General features: G+C 42.4%; 19 protein-coding genes and 1 pseudogene. 6 read left to right on the plus strand and 14 right to left on the minus strand.

The window, feature by feature from the left end:
- Positions 1-138: 138 nt before the first annotated feature.
- Positions 139-2,103 carry a peptide ABC transporter substrate-binding protein gene (locus tag K1J10_RS07585; RefSeq protein ID WP_223356548.1) on the plus strand — a complete coding sequence of 655 codons (1,965 nt, stop codon included), beginning with the start codon at positions 139-141 and terminating at the stop codon, positions 2,101-2,103.
- Positions 2,104-2,191: 88 nt separating this feature from the next.
- Here the strand turns inward: K1J10_RS07585 and K1J10_RS07590 are convergent, their stop codons facing one another.
- The 3 genes from K1J10_RS07590 to K1J10_RS07600 all read right to left on the minus strand — a co-directional run bounded on the left by K1J10_RS07590 (position 2,192) and on the right by K1J10_RS07600 (position 5,376).
- Positions 2,192-4,183, minus strand: a complete 1,992-nt coding sequence (locus tag K1J10_RS07590) for an FtsX-like permease family protein (protein WP_223356550.1) — start codon at positions 4,181-4,183, stop codon at positions 2,192-2,194.
- Positions 4,176-4,943 (minus strand): ABC transporter ATP-binding protein, encoded by a 768-nt coding sequence (locus tag K1J10_RS07595; protein WP_223356552.1) that lies wholly within the window; start codon positions 4,941-4,943, stop codon positions 4,176-4,178. Before K1J10_RS07595 ends, K1J10_RS07590 begins: the two co-directional genes overlap by 8 nt.
- 175 nt (positions 4,944-5,118) lie before the next feature.
- Positions 5,119-5,376, minus strand: coding sequence for a SemiSWEET family transporter (locus tag K1J10_RS07600; protein WP_003011864.1), 258 nt, complete (start codon positions 5,374-5,376; stop codon positions 5,119-5,121).
- Between the two features lie 280 nt (positions 5,377-5,656).
- Here K1J10_RS07600 and K1J10_RS07605 point away from each other — a divergent pair, with 280 nt between their 5' ends.
- Positions 5,657-5,920, plus strand: a complete 264-nt coding sequence (locus K1J10_RS07605) for a SemiSWEET family transporter (RefSeq protein ID WP_003012241.1) — start codon at positions 5,657-5,659, stop codon at positions 5,918-5,920.
- Between the two features lie 369 nt (positions 5,921-6,289).
- Here K1J10_RS07605 and K1J10_RS07610 read toward each other — a convergent pair whose 3' ends face one another.
- The 5 genes from K1J10_RS07610 to K1J10_RS07625 form a co-directional block, all read right to left on the minus strand.
- Complete coding sequence (locus K1J10_RS07610; protein ID WP_223356554.1) at positions 6,290-8,275, minus strand: FtsX-like permease family protein; 1,986 nt, start codon at positions 8,273-8,275, stop codon at positions 6,290-6,292.
- Positions 8,276-9,034: an ABC transporter ATP-binding protein gene (locus K1J10_RS07615; protein WP_223356556.1), complete on the minus strand. Its 759-nt coding sequence runs from the start codon at positions 9,032-9,034 to the stop codon at positions 8,276-8,278. It lies immediately after the preceding gene.
- A 15-nt stretch (positions 9,035-9,049) separates the two neighbouring features.
- Positions 9,050-9,178 carry a hypothetical protein gene (locus K1J10_RS10730; RefSeq protein WP_006597135.1) on the minus strand — a complete coding sequence of 43 codons (129 nt, stop codon included), beginning with the start codon at positions 9,176-9,178 and terminating at the stop codon, positions 9,050-9,052.
- Between the two features lie 157 nt (positions 9,179-9,335).
- Positions 9,336-10,310 (minus strand): sensor histidine kinase, encoded by a 975-nt coding sequence (locus K1J10_RS07620; protein ID WP_195563551.1) that lies wholly within the window; start codon positions 10,308-10,310, stop codon positions 9,336-9,338.
- Positions 10,303-10,980 (minus strand): response regulator transcription factor, encoded by a 678-nt coding sequence (locus tag K1J10_RS07625; protein WP_223356558.1) that lies wholly within the window; start codon positions 10,978-10,980, stop codon positions 10,303-10,305. Before K1J10_RS07625 ends, K1J10_RS07620 begins: the two co-directional genes overlap by 8 nt.
- 183 nt (positions 10,981-11,163) lie before the next feature.
- Here K1J10_RS07625 and K1J10_RS07630 point away from each other — a divergent pair, with 183 nt between their 5' ends.
- Positions 11,164-12,348, plus strand: a complete 1,185-nt coding sequence (locus K1J10_RS07630) for a DUF2974 domain-containing protein (protein WP_223356560.1) — start codon at positions 11,164-11,166, stop codon at positions 12,346-12,348.
- Between the two features lie 222 nt (positions 12,349-12,570).
- Here K1J10_RS07630 and K1J10_RS07635 read toward each other — a convergent pair whose 3' ends face one another.
- A complete protein-coding gene (locus K1J10_RS07635) occupies positions 12,571-13,056 on the minus strand; it encodes a hypothetical protein (RefSeq protein WP_223356563.1) in 486 nt (161 codons plus the stop codon).
- A gap of 245 nt (positions 13,057-13,301) precedes the next feature.
- Positions 13,302-14,570, minus strand: a complete 1,269-nt coding sequence (locus K1J10_RS07640) for a DUF6287 domain-containing protein (RefSeq protein ID WP_195563555.1) — start codon at positions 14,568-14,570, stop codon at positions 13,302-13,304.
- 174 nt (positions 14,571-14,744) lie between these two features.
- Between K1J10_RS07640 and K1J10_RS07645 the strand changes: the two genes are divergently transcribed.
- Both K1J10_RS07645 and K1J10_RS07650 read left to right on the plus strand, forming a co-directional pair.
- Complete coding sequence (locus K1J10_RS07645; RefSeq protein WP_126403926.1) at positions 14,745-15,266, plus strand: DUF2975 domain-containing protein; 522 nt, start codon at positions 14,745-14,747, stop codon at positions 15,264-15,266.
- Between the two features lie 10 nt (positions 15,267-15,276).
- Complete coding sequence (locus tag K1J10_RS07650; RefSeq protein ID WP_003006064.1) at positions 15,277-15,483, plus strand: helix-turn-helix domain-containing protein; 207 nt, start codon at positions 15,277-15,279, stop codon at positions 15,481-15,483.
- A 278-nt stretch (positions 15,484-15,761) separates the two neighbouring features.
- On the opposite strand, the gene metG is transcribed toward K1J10_RS07650, so the two are convergent.
- From metG to K1J10_RS07665, 3 genes and pseudogenes are all read right to left on the minus strand, one after another.
- Complete coding sequence (gene metG, locus K1J10_RS07655; protein WP_223356565.1) at positions 15,762-17,753, minus strand: methionine--tRNA ligase; 1,992 nt, start codon at positions 17,751-17,753, stop codon at positions 15,762-15,764.
- 264 nt (positions 17,754-18,017) lie between these two features.
- A pseudogene (locus tag K1J10_RS07660) lies at positions 18,018-18,343 on the minus strand (2,3-bisphosphoglycerate-dependent phosphoglycerate mutase); the annotation flags it as partial.
- Between the two features lie 39 nt (positions 18,344-18,382).
- The gene (locus tag K1J10_RS07665; RefSeq protein ID WP_223356567.1) at positions 18,383-18,772 is read right to left on the minus strand and encodes a nuclear transport factor 2 family protein; all 390 of its coding nucleotides are present in this window, start codon (positions 18,770-18,772) and stop codon (positions 18,383-18,385) included.
- 145 nt (positions 18,773-18,917) lie between these two features.
- On the opposite strand from K1J10_RS07665, the gene K1J10_RS07670 reads away from it, so the two are divergent.
- Entirely contained in the window at positions 18,918-19,247 is a 330-nt protein-coding gene (locus tag K1J10_RS07670) for a winged helix-turn-helix transcriptional regulator (RefSeq protein ID WP_061417179.1), read from the plus strand.
- Positions 19,248-19,343: 96 nt separating this feature from the next.
- Here the strand turns inward: K1J10_RS07670 and K1J10_RS07675 are convergent, their stop codons facing one another.
- The gene (locus K1J10_RS07675; RefSeq protein ID WP_125335247.1) at positions 19,344-20,036 is read right to left on the minus strand and encodes a phosphoglycerate mutase; all 693 of its coding nucleotides are present in this window, start codon (positions 20,034-20,036) and stop codon (positions 19,344-19,346) included.
- Positions 20,037-20,233 lie beyond the last annotated feature (197 nt).

Raw genomic sequence — 20,233 nt, forward strand, 5'->3', positions numbered from 1 at the left:
GTGTGAATACTTACAGTTTACCCCAATGAAACGCTATGAGTTTTTTTGTTGCACTATATTTTACAATTTATCATAAAATTTGCTTTTTATAAAAAAAGGTGTATAATAATACAAAATCTTTATTAAAGGAGATAAGTGATGAAAAAATCTAAACTAGCTTTCCTTGCAGGTATCACGGCTGCCTCAGCCCTGTTCCTTGCTTCTTGTGGATCATCTACTAACTCATCAAAGGGAACAACCTACAACTACGTGTATGGTACAGATCCTGATTCCTTGAACTATTTGACTTCAAATCGTTCAACTACAAGCGACATTACAACCAACTTGGTCGACGGTTTGTTCGAAAACGACCAATACGGTAACTTGGTCCCTGCTCTAGCAGAAGATTGGTCTGTTTCTAAGGATGGATTGACTTATACTTACAAACTTCGTAAAGATGCAAAATGGTATGACTCAGAAGGGAACGAATATGCAGATGTCACTGCAAATGATTTCGTGACATCTCTGAAATATGTAGCCGATAAAAAATCCGATGCCCTTTACTTGGTTCAAAACTCAGTCAAAGGCTTGGATGATTATGTGAACGGAAAAACCAAAGACTTCTCAACTGTTGGGGTCAAAGCTGTTGATGATCATACTCTTCAATATACTTTGAACCAACCAGAATCTTTCTGGAATTCTAAATTGACCACTTCGACCATGATGCCAGTCAACGAGAAATTCTTGGAATCAGCAGGGAAAGATTTCGGTATCGTGAAACCAAATGGTATCCTCTATAACGGAGCTTATATTTTGAAGTCCTTCACTTCAAAATCACAGATCGAGTTGGAAAAGAACCCTGAATACTACGATAAGAAAAACGTCCACATCGATACCGTTAAATTAACTTACTTCGATGGATCCGACCAAGACTATCTTGCTCGTAACTACTCAGATGGTAACCTATCTACTGCTCGTCTCTTCCCAACAAGCTCAACCTACAGTACGATTGAGAAGAAATTTAAGGATAACATCGTTTATTCACCACAAGATTCTACTGTTTACTACGCTTATTTCAACGTCAACCGTCAAAATTACGGCCATACCAATAAGACATCTGATGAGCAAAAGAACAACACCAAGACAGCTCTTCAAAACAAAAACTTCCGTCAAGCTTTGAACTTTGCTTTAGATAGAACTTCCTACAGCGCTCAAGTTAACGGGAAAGACGGAGCATCAAAAACTCTTCGTACCCTTCTAGTTCCACCGACATTTGTGCAAGCGGACGGGAAAGACTTCGGTACTCTCGTTGAAGAAAAACTTGCCGCAACAGGAGATGAGTGGAACGGTGTTAGCTTCGCAGATGCTCAAGATAGCTTGCATAATGCGGATAAAGCCAAAGCAAAACTAGAAAAAGCTAAGGCTGAATTGCAATCACAAGGTGTTCAATTCCCAATCCATATCGACTATGTTGTAGACCAATCTTCTAATGCTCTTGTCCAACAAGCAGACTCTATGAAGAACTCAATTGAAGCAGCCCTTGGTAAAGACAATGTCGTGATCGATGTACAAAAATTGTCAACAGACGATGCAGATAACGCTACTTACTTTGCCCAATCACCAGAACAAAAAGACTTTGATATGGATATCACTGGTTGGGGACCTGACTTCCAAGATCCATCTACTTACTTGGATATCTTAAACCCAACAGATGGTTCAGCCTTGACTGGTATGGGACTTGATCCTAAGAAAGACCAAGCGCTCATCGAGAAAATTGGTTTGAACGAATACCAAGCATTGCTCGATGCTGCCAATGATGAAAAATTGGATACTAATGCACGTTATGAAAAATACGCTGCTGCCCAAGCTTGGTTGACAGAAAATGCCATGGTTCTTCCAATCTACTCTAAGGGTGGAGTTCCATCTATCACCAAGGTAACACCATTCTCAGCAGCAAATTCTGCAATTGGTATTAAAGGTGAAACAAGCTTCTTCAAATACCAAAAAGTTCAAGACAAGACAGTCACAACTGACGACTACGAAAAAGCTTATAAGAATTGGTTGAAGGAAAAAGAAGAATCTAATAAAAAAGCGCAAGAAGAACTTGCAAAACACGTCAAATAATGGTTGACGTCAAAACACCGAGGATCAAATCCTCGGTGTTTTTTGTTCAGCAACTTGTGTCATTTTTCAATCCTTGATAGAGCCATCGCTATCGCACGACAATCTTCCGATAACTTCTAGAAGTTAGCAGAAAGACGATGACATAAGAGATGAAAAAGACAGCGCAGATAGAAAGAGTTGTTTGAAGGACCAAGCCCGCATTGGTCGCTCCTAGGATGGCAACGATTTTTGCAATCATCTTGTAGGCCACTCCTAGGTAGAGGAAGGAGAAGAATAATGGAAGGAAAAAGACGGTGAGAATTTGTTTTCGAATGGTGGTGCCGGTTTGCTTTTGGTCCAATCCTACTTGTTGCAAGATCACAAAATTATCCCGATCCTCATGACCCTCTGAAATCTGCTTGTAGTAAATGACGAGAACTGTAGCTAATAGAAAGATGACCGATAGGAAAATCCCAATAAAGAGGAGAGTCCCTGCTGTTTCACGCCACTCCTTCTCTATACTGTATCGTTCATATCCACCAAAATAAGTCGCACCATATTGACTCATTTTGTCTGTCGAATACAGCTCTTTGGTCACGTCACCAGTAAAATCTTTGTTGTCTTTATTTTTGGCATTAATAGCGAATTCCAAATTTTTATCGACTTTTAGTCCCAGTTGGTTCAAGTCTGAAAGAACAAGGTACAAGCCCATTTGGTGTTGAAACAAATCGCCCTGAGGGAGTTTTCCTTGGATAAAATTGGAATCTAGTTTTTGTTTAATCGTGAAGGTCTTCCCATTGATTTCTAACTGCGAGTCTAATCTTCCTGGATACTGATACCCATAAGCTAAGATTTCATTTTCTCCAAGCTCAACTTTTTGACCCGTCAGTTGCTCGTAGGTCGCCTGATCAAAAAAGTAGACTGTTCCCTCTGTCTTCATCTCCTGACCAGCTTGTTCATAAACCTCTAAGCTCCTTCCATCAATCTTTCGAATTTCAGCCGACCAGTATGTTGTCTGTGCCACCTGATAATCTGATAGATTTGTCGCATCGGCTGTTTTCTTAATTTGAGCTTGAACATCCTTGATAACTGGTTCTGTCTCAGCATCTGAAGGCATATGCCCCACACTTATCATGTAATCAGAAGGGTAAACAGTATCTAGGTAGTTCTGCCCTCCAATAAAGATATTGAGCGACCCGGTTAAGGTTACCAAGACCATGGTGGAAAGAATACTAATGGTCGCAAGGCCCGCTGCATTTTTTCGCATCCGAGCTATTAAGTTAGAGACGGATATAAAATTCTCTGGCTTGTAATAGTAGGATTTCCGACCTTTGAGAAATCTTAAGAAGGTAATGGAGCCTGCGTTGAATAAGAGATAAGTCGCCAGAATGACTAAGATGACAGCAATAAAGAATCCTTGAACCGCTGCAACTGGACGCTCAACGGTTAGCGCTATATAAAAGGCAATTCCTAAGAGCCCTAGTCCTAAAAGAGTTTGAACCAGCAAGAAGCGTCCCTTCTTCTCTCCTGCCTTTTTCTGTTGCATGAGGTTTAGGGAACTGTAGCGCAAGAGGCGGAAAGAATTCAGCAAAAGAATGAGGGCAAAAGCTAAGGCTAACCCAAGTAAAGTGTTAAGAACACCCCCTATCTGGAAGGTTGATTGAATGACGACTGGTAGCCCCATACATTTTAGGAGCAAGGCAAAAATCAGGCGATCAAACAAGAGTCCCAAGCCTAGACCCGCCCCTACTGTAAGAATAAAGAAGATAAGCAATTCCCATAAGGTCATGACGAGGAGGTGCTTCTTCTCCATCCCCAAAACACTGTATAAGCCCAGTTCTTTGGAACGATTTTTCATGACATAGCCATTGGCATAAGCCACTAAAATGATGACGACCAACTGGACGACGAAACTACCAAAACCAAGAACAGTTCTCGCCGCTCCCCCTCCGTAAGAATCCTCTAAATGAGGGGTTGATGACAAGGCGATAAAGCTATAGAGGATCATGGTCGTTAACATGACAGCCAAGGCAAAGGGATAATAGAGCTTGCGATTTTGTTTGAGGTTAGAAAAAGCTAATTTACTTGTTAATTTAAACATCATGATCCTCCTTACCCGCCATGACCGTCAAGGTATCCGAGATTTCTTGGAACATCTGACGTTCTGTTTTTTCCCCGCGGAAGATCTGGTTGTAGAGAATTCCGTCCTTGATAAAGAGCACGCGCTTGGCCCGAGCTGCCGCTGCGGTTGAGTGGGTCACCATGAGGATGGTTTGCCCCATGCTATTGATATCTTCAAAGACATCTAGTAAAGCAGCCGAAGATTTGGAATCCAGCGCCCCTGTTGGCTCATCAGCAAGGAGGATTTCTGGTGAGGTGATAATGGCCCGTGCTACAGCCACCCGTTGTTTTTGCCCACCAGAGATTTCGTAAGGATATTTTTCTAGGAGCTGGTGAATGCCCAATTCCCGACTGACGCTATCGACCTTACTCATCATTTCCTTGACCGGTCTGCGTGAGAGGACTAAAGGGAGAAGGATATTGTCCTTGACAGACAAGGTATCGAGTAGGTTAAAATCTTGAAAGACAAAGCCAAGTTTTTCCCGACGGAAACTGGACGCATCCTTGTTCTTGATAGTTGAAGTATCGGTACCGTTGAGGTAGACCCGCCCTTCCGTCGGCTGATCCAGCATGGCTAGGATGTTAAGGAGGGTCGATTTCCCGGACCCTGATTCCCCCATGATGGCGACGTATTCCCCTTTTTCAACCGTGAAGTGGATATCTTTTAGGGCTTCAACCTGCGTTCCTTGAAAGCGGGTTTTGTAAATTTTTTTCACATGTTGTACATCTAATAAGGCCATTTTCATTCTCCATTTCCATCCGATCGTACGATTGACATCCATAAAACTTTTTACACCTCTATTGTAACGATTTAGAGAGAGATCTACAATAAGCTAACCTTTCATTTTTACCCTGATTTCTTACATTTCTGTAAGGTAATAAAAAACTAGCATCCTTGCCGGAGCTAGTTCCTTCTTATAAGGCTGTGATGGCTGTGATCAAACCAAAGATGATCCCTGGAGCATTGGCTGCAGCAAGTGGGATATCGCGTTCTTTTTTGAAGAGTCCATAATAGACCCAAAGACTACAGTTGATAGCTGCGACAAGAGGTTGAATAAAGTTTCCTTTGTGACCAGCGAGGTTATCCATGATTTGTGGGAAGTAAGACACATACATCATCACAGACATAAAGGTCGCAACCCAACCAAGGATTTTCATTTGTTTTTCATTCATTTTTATGACACCTTTCATTTTTTAAGTATGCACTATTCTAACGCTTGCTCTCTTAAAATTCAAGTACTTTTTTCAACTGTTACCGAACTGTAAAGTGTCACAATCTTGTGATTTTGCAGGAAGATGGATTTCTTTTCGAGTGGATTTTCTCTCTAGTTGCCATTTTTTGACACTTTGTCTAATTCTTTTGCAAATGTGATCGTTTTCATTTTGCGTAGCATGCAAATTAGTTGCATTATCTTCCTACTTATGCTATTTTGATACACAGAGGTAAAATTTTATGAATAAACAAAAAATCAACCAAATCGTTGGCTCGATCGGTGCCTTTATTGGGATTATCGTTTTCATTGCCTACATCCCACAAATTATTGCTAATTTACAGGGAAATAAGGCCCAACCTTTCCAACCCTTGTCAGCTGCTATTTCTTGCTTGATCTGGGTCATTTATGGTTGGACAAAGGAACCTAAAAAAGACTGGATTTTGATCATTCCCAATTCGGCAGGTGTCATCCTAGGGGGATTGACTTTCCTTACATCACTTTAATAGAAAGCGAACAAAGACTGAACTCTACGGGTTCAGTCTTTTTTGTGTATCCCTTTGAAAAACAAAAACAATCGCAGTCGGTTTTCGTACAAAAAAGCCCGCTATGAGCAAGCTAAAAAAATTGACAATTCTTTTCTTTGAATAACCTATGCTGGATTATTGTGCAAAAATATCCAAATAATATCTGATTATTATTAGAGTATATTGAAACTTTCCGCTGTGAGAAAAGTGCCTGAAATAATCATGTTTCAGGCACTCGGAATTATTGAGACCTTAGGCTCAATAATTAGTCATGGAACTTCTTCGAAGTTCGCTGACGTCCGTACTCACCTAAGGAAAGTTTCTAATTTAATTTGAGCTTCTCTTTTCCTAAATCTGCACAATCTTGCGATAACTCCGAGAAGTGATCCAAAAGACAACCAGGTAGGTGACGAGAAAGACGGCACAGACGCTGAGGGTGACGACGAGGACTTGGACACTATTGATGACACCGAGCACTTTGAGAATGAGACGAATCATATGGTAGGCAAAGGCCAGGTGGACAAAGGCAAAGATGAGGGGAAGGAAGAAGACAGTCCGCACTTGACGGTTGATGGTCCGTTTGACCTCATCTTCATCAAGTCCCACCTGTTGGAGGATGACAAAGCGGTCACGGTCTTCATAGCCTTCTGAAATTTGCTTGTAGTAGATAACGATGACTGTTCCGACCATAAAGATCAATGACAAGAAAATACCGATAAAGAAGATGCCACCAAAGAGGCTATTCAACTCTGCCACATCATTGACTCGGTTACCTCCATAGACAAATTTTCCTTGACCCTGTTGACTGCTCAATTCATCGATCATCTTATCATAGCTAGGTGCCAGCTTGAGTTGCTGGTCTTCACCGACATTGACATTGAATCCACCATAGATATTGGTATAGATGGCAAGATTTGGAAATTGGGCGATAAAGGCTGAGAGATCTGGCACGATTAGGTAATTGAAATCCTCCGTCAGCATGTTATACATGTTGGGCAAGTGATCCGTGATAAAATCCTTGGTCACTTCTTCCTTTACTTGGAAGTCTTGGCCATTGATAGTAAACTGCTTTTGGCCTTTGAGAGCCTCGTTATGAGCAAAGAGGATAACTTGGTTGCCAGTCAGATCGGCCTCTTCTCCTGTCATCTGCTCATAGCTAGCTACGTCAAAGACCATAAAGACGGTTTTGGGAGTGACGCTGCGTTCGTCAGCTGGATAGACCGTAAAGTCTGTGCCCTTTTGGGATTTGATTCCAAAGTTGGCATAGGTCATCAGGTCACTATTCTTGATCTCAAGCTGGTGCTCAGAAGCAAATTCATCAAATTTCTGATTGATTTGCTCCAGGTCTACCCCTTTTCCTTGGACAGAGAAATCATGAGGAGCCATAATTTTCTTGACCATTTCGCCACCAATATAGATATTGGTTGCAGCAGAGATGGTCACTAGCACCATGGTCGAGAGGATGGCAATAGTCGCAAGCCCCACTGCATTTTTCTTCATGCGATAGATGAGGTTAGAGACCGAAATCATATTGTTGGGTTGGTAATAATAGCCCTTCTTTTTCTTAAGCAGGTGCAAGAAGACGGTGATTCCAGCATTAAAGAGCAGGTAGGTCCCAATCATGACCAAGACAACCGCTAGAAAGAAAATCACAATCGCAGACAATGGGTCTTTGACTGACAAAGCCAGGTAGTAGCCAAAACCGAGAGAGGCTAAGCCAAGGATGGTTTGGGGCCACAAGAAACGGGATTTCTTTTCACCACTAGCCTTCTCACGCGTCAATTGTAGGGCATTCAAACGGAGAATTCGCCAAGCATTGAGAAAAACTAGGAGGCCAAAGATGAGACCAAAGGTGACAAAGACCAAAATTACAATCCCAGGTTGGAAGGTGGATACCAGCTGGACCTTCATCTTCATGAGTTTCAAGAGAAAGGCAAAGATCAGCTTGTCAAAGAGAGCCCCGATCAACACTCCGGCTGAGACAGTCACAAATCCAAAAATCAAGAGTTCCTTAAAGATCATACTGATGAGATGGCGTTTTTCAAGGCCCAGCATGCTGTAAATCCCCAGCTCCTTGGAGCGGTTTTTCATGACGAAGCTATTGGCATAGAGCACAATGATGGCCCCCGCAGCGTTGACCACAAACAGTCCCAAGCCTAGGGTGAAGAGCATAGAAGAGCCCCCACGAAGCTCGTGAATATGGGGATTAAAGGTCAGGGAGTCAAAGAGGTAGGCGATGGTCACTGCGAGAATGACTGCAATCGCAAAGGGATAATAGAGCTTGCGGTTCTTGATGAGATTGGAGCAAGCTAATTTAGTGGTTAATCGAAACATCTACTCCACCTCACTTGCCATGACCGTCAAGGTATCCGAGATTTCTTGGAACATCTGACGTTCTGTTTTTTCCCCTCGAAAGATCTGGTTGTAGAGAATCCCATCCTTGATAAAGAGCACGCGCTTGGCCCGAGCTGCCGCTGCGGTTGAGTGGGTCACCATGAGGATGGTTTGTCCCATGCTATTGATATCTTCAAAGACATCTAGCAAAGCAGCCGAAGACTTGGAATCCAGCGCCCCTGTTGGCTCATCAGCAAGGAGAATTTCAGGTGAAGTGATGATGGCCCGTGCTACAGCCACCCGTTGTTTTTGCCCACCAGAGATTTCGTAGGGATATTTCTCAAGAAGCTGGTGAATGCCTAACTCCCGACTCACGCTATCCACCTTGCTCATCATTTCCTTGACCGGTCTGCGTGAGAGGACGAGAGGCAAGAGGATATTGTCCTTGATGGACAAGGTATCCAGCAGGTTGAAGTCTTGAAAGACAAAGCCTAGTTTTTCCCGACGAAAGCTCGACGCATCCTTGTTCTTGATGGTTGAAGTATCGGTGCCATTGAGGTAGACTCGTCCTTCCGTCGGCTGATCCAGCATGGCTAGGATATTGAGGAGGGTCGATTTCCCGGATCCTGATTCCCCCATGATAGCGACGTATTCACCCTTTTCCACAGTGAAGTGAATATCCTTTAGGGCTTCGACCTGCGTTCCTTGAAAACGAGTTTTGTAGATTTTTTTGATATGTTGAACGTCTAACAATGACATACTTTTCTCCTTATACTAGTAGATCAAGAAAAATTCTTGGGTTTGTTGTAGGACTTGGCGACCAAATTCCGCCTTTTCCAAATCGGTTTTCTTATTTGATTTCTTAATCTTTTTGGGTTCTTTCATCCATTTCAAGAGTTTCATTTTCTTGACCTCCTTCATTTGATGAGACTATTGTATAAAAAATAAAAGGTGGTCACCATAACCTAACCTTTCATTTTTAAAATTAAATCTTACATTTTTGTCATTTTCAAAAAAAAGAGAAGCTTAGGGAGAGAATCATTAGTACCGACGAATTCCCCTAATCCATGACCAACTTCTTCTCTTCAAAGCGAATGGCAACAGTCGTCCCTTGGCCGACTTGAGACGTCATCTGGAGTTGGTGCCCTAGCTGATCGGCAATCTTTTTAGACAGATAGAGGCCTAGTCCCGAAGATTGCTGGGTCAAATGCCCATTGTAGCCGGAGAATCCCCGCTCAAAGACACGGAGTATATCGCTATCCTTAATTCCAATCCCACTATCTTTCATATAAAGCGTCTGATCTTTGAAATAGATCTCAATCCCGCCAGTGCTGGTATACTTAAGGCTATTGGACAAGAGTTGCTCGATGATGACCAAGAGCCACTTGCGATCGGTAATGACGGCGACATCTAAGTCATGCAGATCCACCGTCAAGCCCTTTTGAATAAAGAAGATGGCATACTTTCGCACGACTTCTTTGACCAGCTCTTCGAGTGGAACACGCTTAAGAACCAAATCATCGTGAAAGCTTTCGAGTCTCAGATACTGGAGGACCACATTGGCATAGGAATCAATCTTAAAGAGCTCCTGCTCCATTTGTTGTCTCAGGTCGCTGTCTTCTATATTTTTAACCAAGAGTTGACTGGCCGCAATGGGCGTCTTAATCTGGTGGACCCAGAGGGTATAGTAATCCATCAGGTCATTGTAGGTCTCTAGACTCACCGTTGTCTGCTCACGTTGGGCTTGCTGACTGGTTGCTAGTTTCTGACTCAAGACCAGTTCTAGAGGGGTCTCAGGTAGTCCCTCCCCATAGAGCACTTCCTTCCGACAGGCCTGATACCCAGCTACAGCATCCCAAATGACCAGAAGAAGACTCAAAAAAGCCAAAATTCCTGTCAGGTAAAGGAGAAAATTGCGGTAGCCTTCGAATATATAGGCAAACAAGACCAGGGATGAAAGGAGTAAACCAATCAAATAGAGATAGCGGCGATGAGAAATCAGATAGTGTTTGACAAATAAGAATTGATTATCCATTGCTCAACCCGTATCCTATCCCTTTTTTCGTTTCGATAAAATGATCCAGTCCTGCTTCTTCGAGTTTCTTCCGAAGTCTAGCTACATTGACCGAGAGGGTGTTATCATCAATAAAGAAATCACTGTTCCACAATTCCTTCATTAGATCATCCCGAGCCACTACACTTCCAGCTTTTTCAAAAAGGATGCGAAGAATTTGAAATTCATTTTTGGTCAAATTAACCACCTCTCCCTCGTAGACCAGATCCATGGATTTGAGATTGAGGATGGCGCCCCGGTGTTCTAACAAATCTTGATCAGTTCCAAACTCATAAGAGCGGCGAAGGAGACCCTGAATTTTTGCCAGAAGGACATTGGGATCAAATGGCTTGGTCACATAGTCATCTCCCCCCATATTGATAGCCATGACGATGTCCATAGCTTGATCTCGTGAGGATAAAAACATGATAGGGACCTTAGACACCTTACGAATCTCCTGGCACCAATGGTAGCCATTATAAAGAGGAAGGCCAATATCCATCAGAATCAGATGAGGATTGGTCTGGACGAAGCTCCCCAATACATCCATAAAGTCATCAACTGCAATAACTTCAAAGCCCCACTGCTCCATGATTTTCTTCACTTGTTGGCGAATGGTTTCATCATCTTCGACAAGAAGAATTTTGTGCATGCTCTTTCCTTCTCTTTCTTACTAGAGTATTACCCTTTCATTATATCAAATTATCCAAGGAGCATACATATTTTTCGCCATCTCAACTTAAAGGTAACTCCTTTCGTCAATTTCCTATTTTTACTGAGGGGCTTTTCAGATATTTTATGCTATACTGAACATACAGATACAAAGGAGAATCTCATGTCCACGATTTTTGATTATCTAGACTATGCCGCCTATGATTCCATCTACGATCGCCCTTTTAAGGAACTGGATGTCCTGGCACTGACAGAGCTGACCTATCTTCCTTTTGATCGGATCGTGCCCCAAGGGGATACGACCAATATTGAAGTCCGCTTATCTGATGCAGTAGAGCTAGTCGATCGAACCACAGATTTCATCGTGACAGACCAACACCTGCAATTAGTCGATGTCCTAGCTACATCCAAACGCTTTAAGAATGTCAAACTTCTTAACTATGTCGACGAATATGACCCCGATGTTCAGAAGCAGTTTGCGGCTATGACCTATCGTCTTACCATGGATGTTTATTTAGTTGTCTTCAGAGGGACGGATGATACCTTGATCGGCTGGAAGGAAGACTTCCACATGACCTATATGGACCATGTCCCATCTCAGAGGCGTGCAGCCAGCTACCTACAACATGTCATGAAGGAATTTCCTAAAGGACGCTTTATGGTAGCCGGTCACTCCAAAGGGGGCAATCTCGCAGCCTACGCCTGCTCTTACCTTCCAGATCATCTGATTGAACGGGTCGACGCCATCTACTGTTACGACGCTCCTGGCCTCAACAAGGCCATTATCGAAACGGAGGGCTATCAACGAATCGCGCACCTCGTTCACCGCTTTGTCCCGCAAGACTCCATCGTTGGGATGATGCTGGAAGTTCCTGAGCCTGCTACGATTGTCAAAAGCCGTGCCTTTGGTGGCTTTGCCCAGCATGACGCCTTTACTTGGATGGTTGAAAAGGATGGATTTGTGACACTGGATCAAACCAGTCCCGATAGCCAGCAGACCGACGAGACCCTGAAGCAGTGGGTTCGCGAAACATCGGCGGATGAGCGCAAGAAGTTCTTTGATACTTTTTTTGGCATGTTTCTGGACGCCGGCATCACTTCGATTAATGATTTGATGAACTTGAAAAATTTCTCCAAGATCAAAGAAATCTTTCAAAATGCTCAGGACCTAGATCCAACAGAAAGAGAAATGCTGGAACGTCTAGCCAAGCAACTCATCGACACCCGTGTCCAAGCTTGGAAAAAATGGCAAACAGTTCCCCGGATCCTGCTTCAAATGGCTGCATTTTTCAAGCGAAAACAAGCAGTCGAGACCACCTCACCACTTCTCCTTGAGCACAAAGAGTAGGACAAAAGGAACAGATTATAACTCCAAGCCAAACGCGGAACTCCTCTATGAAGGATGTGGCTTGAAATTAAAATAAGAAAACCAGGAAAATTAATTTTCCTGGTTTTCCTTTGAAGTCAAAGTATTTTTCCCGATTTCCCTTACAGCTAGAAGTCCATTTTCCATCCATTCTAGGACTTTAACTGTTCTCTTTTCAGACCACCAAGATAGTTTTTCTAGGTTCTATACTCCGTATCTTCTGTATTTTTTAACAAGTCTTTCTACCCGTTTGATCTCTGCAGCGATGTCTGAACGGTTTTGCTCATGTAAAGCAATGGTTGCTTCATCAGCAATATCTAATAAATCACCTAATTCAAGCCATAATTTATCTTGGTAACGACGGAACAAATAGCTCCACACTCCGACTCCAACTGTCCATAAAAGAAGGACTGGCAAGAACAATAACATCCAACCTCCAATCACTACAAGCGATTCTTCTGCTTTAAATCCAAGTAAACAGATGACATGCACTGCTATTCCAAGCAAGCCTAGCATAGACAGGGCAAGAATCCAGCCCACAACTTTCATTCCTCTTGCGGGTGGGGTCTCTGATGGGAAGTCTACATCAATCCCACTCTCCCCTACTAAACCTTCTGCGATACCACGAAACTCTTGGATTTCATGTTTTTTCAATACCATGCGTCTAGGCACCATATAAAACATTATCATATTTCTTTCTCCTTTACATACGATAGGACCTATGAACTTCGTTTCCATCATACTCCAAAATGAGGTCGATTCCTATCAGGTAATTGTCACCTTATTCTTAGTGACGACCTATTTCATGATTTGTCCCATCATCCGCTACACTATATGCATGAACCATGAAGTCACCAATCAATCATAATCACTAGAGAATGAATAGATCCCATTCTAGCATCAGAAACCAACTGAAATCCTATCCTTATTTTTCTTTATTGACGATAGAAGTATTGATCCGCTGAATAGTTCCCAGCTGATTGGGTAACGACCAAGCGAGGCTTGCTCGTGTCTGACTGGTCTCCATCAGGGTTTTCAAACCCAATCTTAAAGAGACCAACAGCTGCACCAGTTTCTCCCACTCTCAACTCGACATAAGGGATTTTGCTAGTCTTATCTGAGTTTGCTACTGCTTTAATCCTTCCTTGTCCTTTGACTGTACCATCCGCCTGAATGACCATTTCCTGCCCCTTCGCATTGCGCCAGGTACCCACTAGACTTGAAAAGTCTCCACTATTAATCGCAGAAATATCCAGATCCACTTCTTTCTTTGGAGCAGGATAAGCTTCCCACCACTTGTCTTGGTAGGTTTGGAAAGAAGCTTGATGATAAAAGATGCGTCTCAAAGGAGAAACGACGCCATCAGGTCCTTGAACATTTTCAGGAATCAAGGTCATGATCAGCTCTTGTCCAGGACTAGTTCCTTTCGTACCTTCTTGCACAAAATAAACCTGATAGGTAGAGCCTGCTTTCCGAGGTTTCTTATCTTTATTGAGAACAAATTGGACATTCGTTGCTCCACTCCAAAAGATCCATCCTTTTTCTTTATCTGAACTAATGTAAGGAAAGACCGTCGTTCGATGATTATAAAAGTCTTCTGGACTATAGCCGTACAACTTGAAGCCCGAATCCGCAATCATCTTTTCAATATAATTATTGGTATATGTCCCTTCAAAGGTCGTTAAATCCCCATCCAAAACGTCGTCGTCAGGATCTGTTGATTTAAAGAAATCCTTCCGATTGGCAAAGACCATCTCATGATCGGGATCTTTATCTGACATGGTTACCGTAATAAGGGGATCTTTATCTGATTTGTATTTAAAGATACGCACAGTGACGGTAAAATCAGTATTCCCATCAGACTTTTTCATCTGGCTAGTAGAAACTTTATTGGCACCTTCTACTTTAAAATCCGTTGAGAACGTTGCTGATACAGGACCATCTTCTGTCTCGTAATCAATCTTCCAAGATTTCCCATCTTTTTGAATCTTGGCCTTATCACGCGCACTTGAGACATATTCACCAGATAGATCGATGGCTTTTTCCTTAGAAGAAGACGAGGTCTTCGAGGTCTGATTGAACTCTTTTTGATGATCCGGTTGGATATTGGAGCTAGAGTAGAGATAGACTCCTCCGATTAGAACCACTGCACTCACAAAAGCGATGATCATCCAAAGATATTTCTTATCTAATTTTTTGATCATTTCAATACCTCCTTGAAATGGTAGTTACCTAATAGTATACCTTAAATTCTCTTTAAAGCAAATTTTGACTGAATTTCATAAACTTTTTATTGTTTTTCGATACTTTTTTATTGACTTATTTTTTATAAGGAGTATACTATAAGTGAAAAATAAAAAACTTTAAGGAGGCTTGCGATGAAAAACTCAAAAACCTTAAAAAATGTCATTGAAGTCTTAACGGCTTTCATTTACTTCTGTGGCTTTATGACCTTGGCAGCACTGGTCATCCACTTGCTTTCCCGGATGGGAGTGTTTAAGGATCTCATTCAATCTGGACGCTTGTCCTTTGAGGTAAATGGCATCCAGCTCTTCCCCAAACATCTGCAACCCCTCTGGCAGTTGCTCTTCCCACTAGCCTCAAGCGCTATTTATATTTTTCTTCTCCTCACTATTCGCAGCTTCCTCCAAAATCTCTATCAAGAAAAGATCTTTTCTCACTCCAACATTGATCTTTGCAACCGAGCTTGGAAGATCCTCTTGGTCTTGTCCTTTATGTCTGGTACACTTGAGACCAATGGCGATGCTTATCTCCTTCCCTTCACCTTCCAATTGACCTTTAACACAGGACTTCTCCTTGCTGTCCCAATTGTCTGGATCCTTGGCAAGATTTTGGAAAGAGGGATTGAGATTGCCGAAGAAAATGAGCTGACCATTTAAGGAGGGGACCATGATTATCGTTAATCTAGATGTCATGCTGGCCAAGCGAAAAATGAAATCCAATGAGCTAGCTGACAAAATCGGCATTACGACAGCCAACCTCTCTATCCTCAAGACAGGCAAGGCCAAAGCCATCCGCTTCACCACCCTTGAAGCCATCTGCAAAGAACTTGACTGCCAACCAGGAGATATTCTGGAATACCGGCCAGATGAATAGGAAATGTATTAAGAAATGTAATTGGAGACTTTCCTTAGGTGAGGACGGACGGTAGCGAATCCTTCTGGGATTCCATACCTAAGATTTGAGCCTACTGTCTCAAATCTTCCGAGAGTCTGAAACGAAAATGTTTCAGACTCTTTTCTCACTGCGGAAGTCTCCATTAACATTCATGACTAATTAGACTCATCTAACATCCTAGTAAAACTCAATGATGAGAAGTCTATCGATACAACAAAAGCTCTCCCATTCAGGAGAGCTTATTCTTTACCTATCGTTTAACCAATGATGCTTCCATTTGGAACAGATGGATCAACCGTTAAGACTGTTAATTGATCCCCGTGTTCTGCGGAAAGAATCATACCTTGGCTGACATATTTCTTCATCATCTTACGTGGTTTGAGGTTAGCCACGATTTGAAGTTTCTTGCCGACCAATTCTTGTTCATTTGGATAGAATTTCGCGATACCAGAAAGGATTTGACGGTCTTCGCCATCTCCTGCATCTAGGCGGAAGCGAAGCAACTTGTCTGAGCCTTCGACGCGTTCCACTTCTTTGACTTCTGCTACACGGATTTCAACCTTGTCAAAGTCTTCAAATTTAATCTCATCTTTTTCAGACTTGAGTTCCACTTCTTCTGGAATCCATTCTTTTTCTTGTGGTTTACCAGCAGTCATTTGAGATTGGATGTAGGCAATTTCTTCATCCATGTCCAGACGTGGGAAGATTGGAGTTCCTTTGCCAACTACTGTGACATTTTCAGGGAATCCTGCTAAGGTCAAGTTTTCAAGATCGAAGTCCAAGTCCAAGCCAAGTTGGTCCATGATGGCATTTGAGGTATTCATCATGAATGGTTGGATCAAGTGAGCCACAACACGAAGGCTAGCTGCTAAGTGAGCCATCACTGCTGCCAATTCTTCCTTGTCACCATCTTCTTTAGCGAGGACCCATGGAGCAGTCTCATCGATGTATTTGTTAGTCCGAGAGATAATATTCCATACCGCTTCTAAAGCGCGTGGGTAATCAACCGCGTTCATTTGCTTGTGGTACTCAGCGATGTTTTCTTCGACCACCTTAGCCAAATCTGCATCAAATGCAGTGACATTTTCGACATAAGCAGGGACTTGACCACCAAAGTATTTGTTGATCATGGCTACCGTCCGGTTGAGGAGGTTTCCAAGGTCATTAGCCAATTCATAGTTGATGCGGGCTACGTAGTCTTCTGGTGTGAAGGTACCATCTGAACCAACAGGAAGACTGCGCATGAGGTAGTAGCGAAGCGGATCCAAGCCAAAGCGTTCCACCAACATTTCTGGGTAGATGACATTTCCTTTAGACTTAGACATCTTGCCGTCTTTCATGACAAACCAACCATGGGCAATCAAGCGATCTGGCAATTTGATATCGAGCATCATGAGAAGGATTGGCCAGTAGATGGAGTGGAAACGGAGGATGTCTTTTCCAACCATGTGGAAGACAGTGCCGTTCCAGAACTTGTCAAAGTTGCCATGCTCATCTTGATCGTAACCAAGAGCTGTCACGTAGTTGAGAAGGGCGTCAATCCATACATAAACCACGTGTTTAGGATTGGATGGAACTGGAACTCCCCAGGTAAAGGTAGTCCGAGATACTGCCAAGTCTTCCAAACCTGGCTCGATGAAGTTTTTCAACATTTCATTGAGACGGCCATCTGGAGTGATGAAGTCTGGTTGGGATTTGAAAAACTCAACCAAGCGGTCTTGGTATTTGCTGAGACGAAGGAAATAAGATTCTTCAGAAACCCATTCTACTTCGTGGCCTGATGGGGCTACCCCACCGATGACCTTGCCATTCTCATCACGGTAGACCTCAGCCAATTGGCTTTCTGTAAAGAACTCTTCATCAGAGACTGAGTACCAGCCAGAGTACTCACCCAGATAGATGTCGTCTTGCGCAAGCAAGCGTTCGAAGACTTGTGCCACCACTTTTTCATGGTAATCGTCTGTCGTACGGATGAATTTATCGTATGAGATATCGAGTAATTGCCAGAGTTCTTTCACTCCAACCGCCATCCCATCTACATAAGCTTGCGGCGTAATGCCAGCTTCTTCAGCTTTTTGCTGAATCTTTTGACCGTGCTCATCGAGACCAGTCAGGTAGAAAACATCGTAGTTCATCATACGTTTGTAACGCGCCAAGACGTCACAGGCGATCGTAGTATAAGCTGAACCAATATGCAATTTACCAGATGGGTAATAGATAGGGGTTGTGATGTAGAATGATTTTGTCATTTTCTTTTCCTTTCAAGGCTAATGAAACCTTATGTACTAACACCCCATTATATCATTTTTAGGAGGCCCTGAAAACCCAAAACCGGCTAGGTCTGCGATGAACAAAAACAAAAAAGCTGACCGAAGTCAGCTTTCTATTATTGATAACGAATCCCGCTAGAATTGCCTCACTTTTGCATTTCTAGGCTCGGGATAAAAATATCCACTGGACCTACCTCGCTTTGGCATTTTTAGGCTCGGGATAAAAAGGTCCCCCGGACCTTTTTATTTTCCAAAATAGTATTCTTTTACAACGTTCAATTTTTCGTCAAATTCGAATACCAATGGTGGGAAGTTAGGGATTTTTCCACATCCATGATTTCGTCGTCTGACAATTGTTTGATGTGTTTAACAAGAGCACGGATTGAGTTACCGTGTGCTCCTACGAATACGTTTTTACCATCTTTAAGAGCTGGAGCGATTTTATCTTCCCAGAATGGAAGAGCGCGTTCCAACGTCACTTTCAAGTTTTCAGCATCTGGAATCACCGAATCGTCAAGTGAAGCGTAACGACGGTCAGTGTGTGCTGAGTGTTCATCATCACAATCCATAAATCAAATTTCATTTCAGATTCTAGATTAATTTACTGTCTAACCCCAGAAAGCATCTTCTACTGCTTGATCTGATGAAAAGAGCCAAACTTCCTTGATCTTTCCATCATCCATGCGAAAAAGATCAATACCATTCATGTTGAGTTCCTCGCCGTCTGGGCGAGTTCCGATAAAGGTCACATTGGCTGCTACAAGGTCAATATTTTCAGACACCCAGTTAGTCAATACTTTGAAGGTACCGTTTGTTTTTTCTGAAAATTGAGCCAAGTGTGCTCCAAGTGCTTCTTTTCCAACAACTGTACCGGAATTACTATGCTGACCTGGCTGGTGCCAGATGATATCATCTGCCATAGTCTCAAAAACAGCTGGAAAATCACCTGTTATAAGACCATTGTTATATGCATTAAAAATTTCTAAATTTACTGACATGAGTTACTCCTCGTTTCTTTTATTTATGATATAATTTTATCACTTACTAACAAAAAGACAAGTAGGCACTTTATTGTTATCTAGTATCAAATACGATACTATTATTGTCAAATAAGAGAATAATTTTAAAAAATTTGGAGGAATTATGGTAACCAAAGTCAGTGAATACGGAATTTGTCCTTTTGCCACGACACAGCGTGTACTAACAGGCAAATGGGCTCTAGTCATCATCTATCAACTCAGTACAGGGACTAAGCGTTTTAATGAACTACAACGTCTAATTCCTGGCATTACCCAAACCATTCTAACACGACACCTCAGACAGCTCGAGAAGGATAAAATCGTGGAGCGTAAAGTCTATGCTGAAGTTCCCCCACGGGTCGAATACAGTCTAACTGAAATGGGTAGAAAATTTCAAGGTGTCCTAGATGCCATAGAAAGTTGGGGACTGGAGTATATCGAAATTCTAAACTAATTATCTCCTCGGTTCATCTCACCTTACAAAGTGAGACGAACCGAGAGTCACTTCTCAAAAAAAGGCGGAATAAATCCCGCCTTTTATCTTTTATAATTATTTCCCAAGATAGTATTCTTTTACAACGTTCAATTTTTCGTCAAATTCAAATACCAATGGTGGGAAGTTAGGGATTTCCACATCCATGATTTCGTCGTCTGACAATTGTTTGATGTGTTTTACAAGGGCACGGATTGAGTTACCGTGTGCTCCTACGAATACGTTTTTACCATCTTTAAGAGCTGGAGCGATTTTATCTTCCCAGAATGGAAGGGCACGTTCCAAAGTCACTTTCAAGTTTTCAGCATCTGGAATCACTGAATCATCAAGTGAAGCGTAACGACGGTCAGTGTGTGCTGAGTGTTCATCATCACGGTCCATTGCAGGAGGCAATACATCGTATGAACGACGCCAGATGTGAACTTGCTCATCACCAAATTGTTCAGCAGCTTCAGCTTTGTTTTTACCAGTCAAACCACCGTAGTGACGTTCGTTCAAGCGCCATGATTTTTCAACTGGAACCCACAATTGGTCAGCAGCTTCAAGAGCCAAGTTAGTAGTTTTGATCGCACGTTTCAATACTGAAGTGTAAGCTTGGTCAAATTCGATACCAGCTTCTTTGATCAATTTACCAGCGTCGATCGCTTGTTGTGTACCTTTTTCAGACAAATCAACATCAGCCCAACCAGTGAAAAGGTTAGCTTTGTTCCATTCAGACTCACCGTGGCGAGCAAAAACCAATTTTACCATTTGATGGATCTCCTTTTATTTTCCGAGGTTCCCCTCGTTTATCTATTCTATTCTACTAGATTTTGAGGGAAAAATCTAGTCTTAACAGAGCTAGATCGAAGATTTCGTGAAAATTTTATCAATCCCCAATTGTCAAGTCAAGTGCAACAAAGTCATTCCTCTGATTAAGCGAGTGTTCTTCCAGCTGTTTGAGCTAG

The sequence above is a fragment of the Streptococcus australis genome, from assembly GCF_019930045.1.
Classification (GTDB): Bacteria; Bacillota; Bacilli; order Lactobacillales; family Streptococcaceae; genus Streptococcus; species Streptococcus australis_D.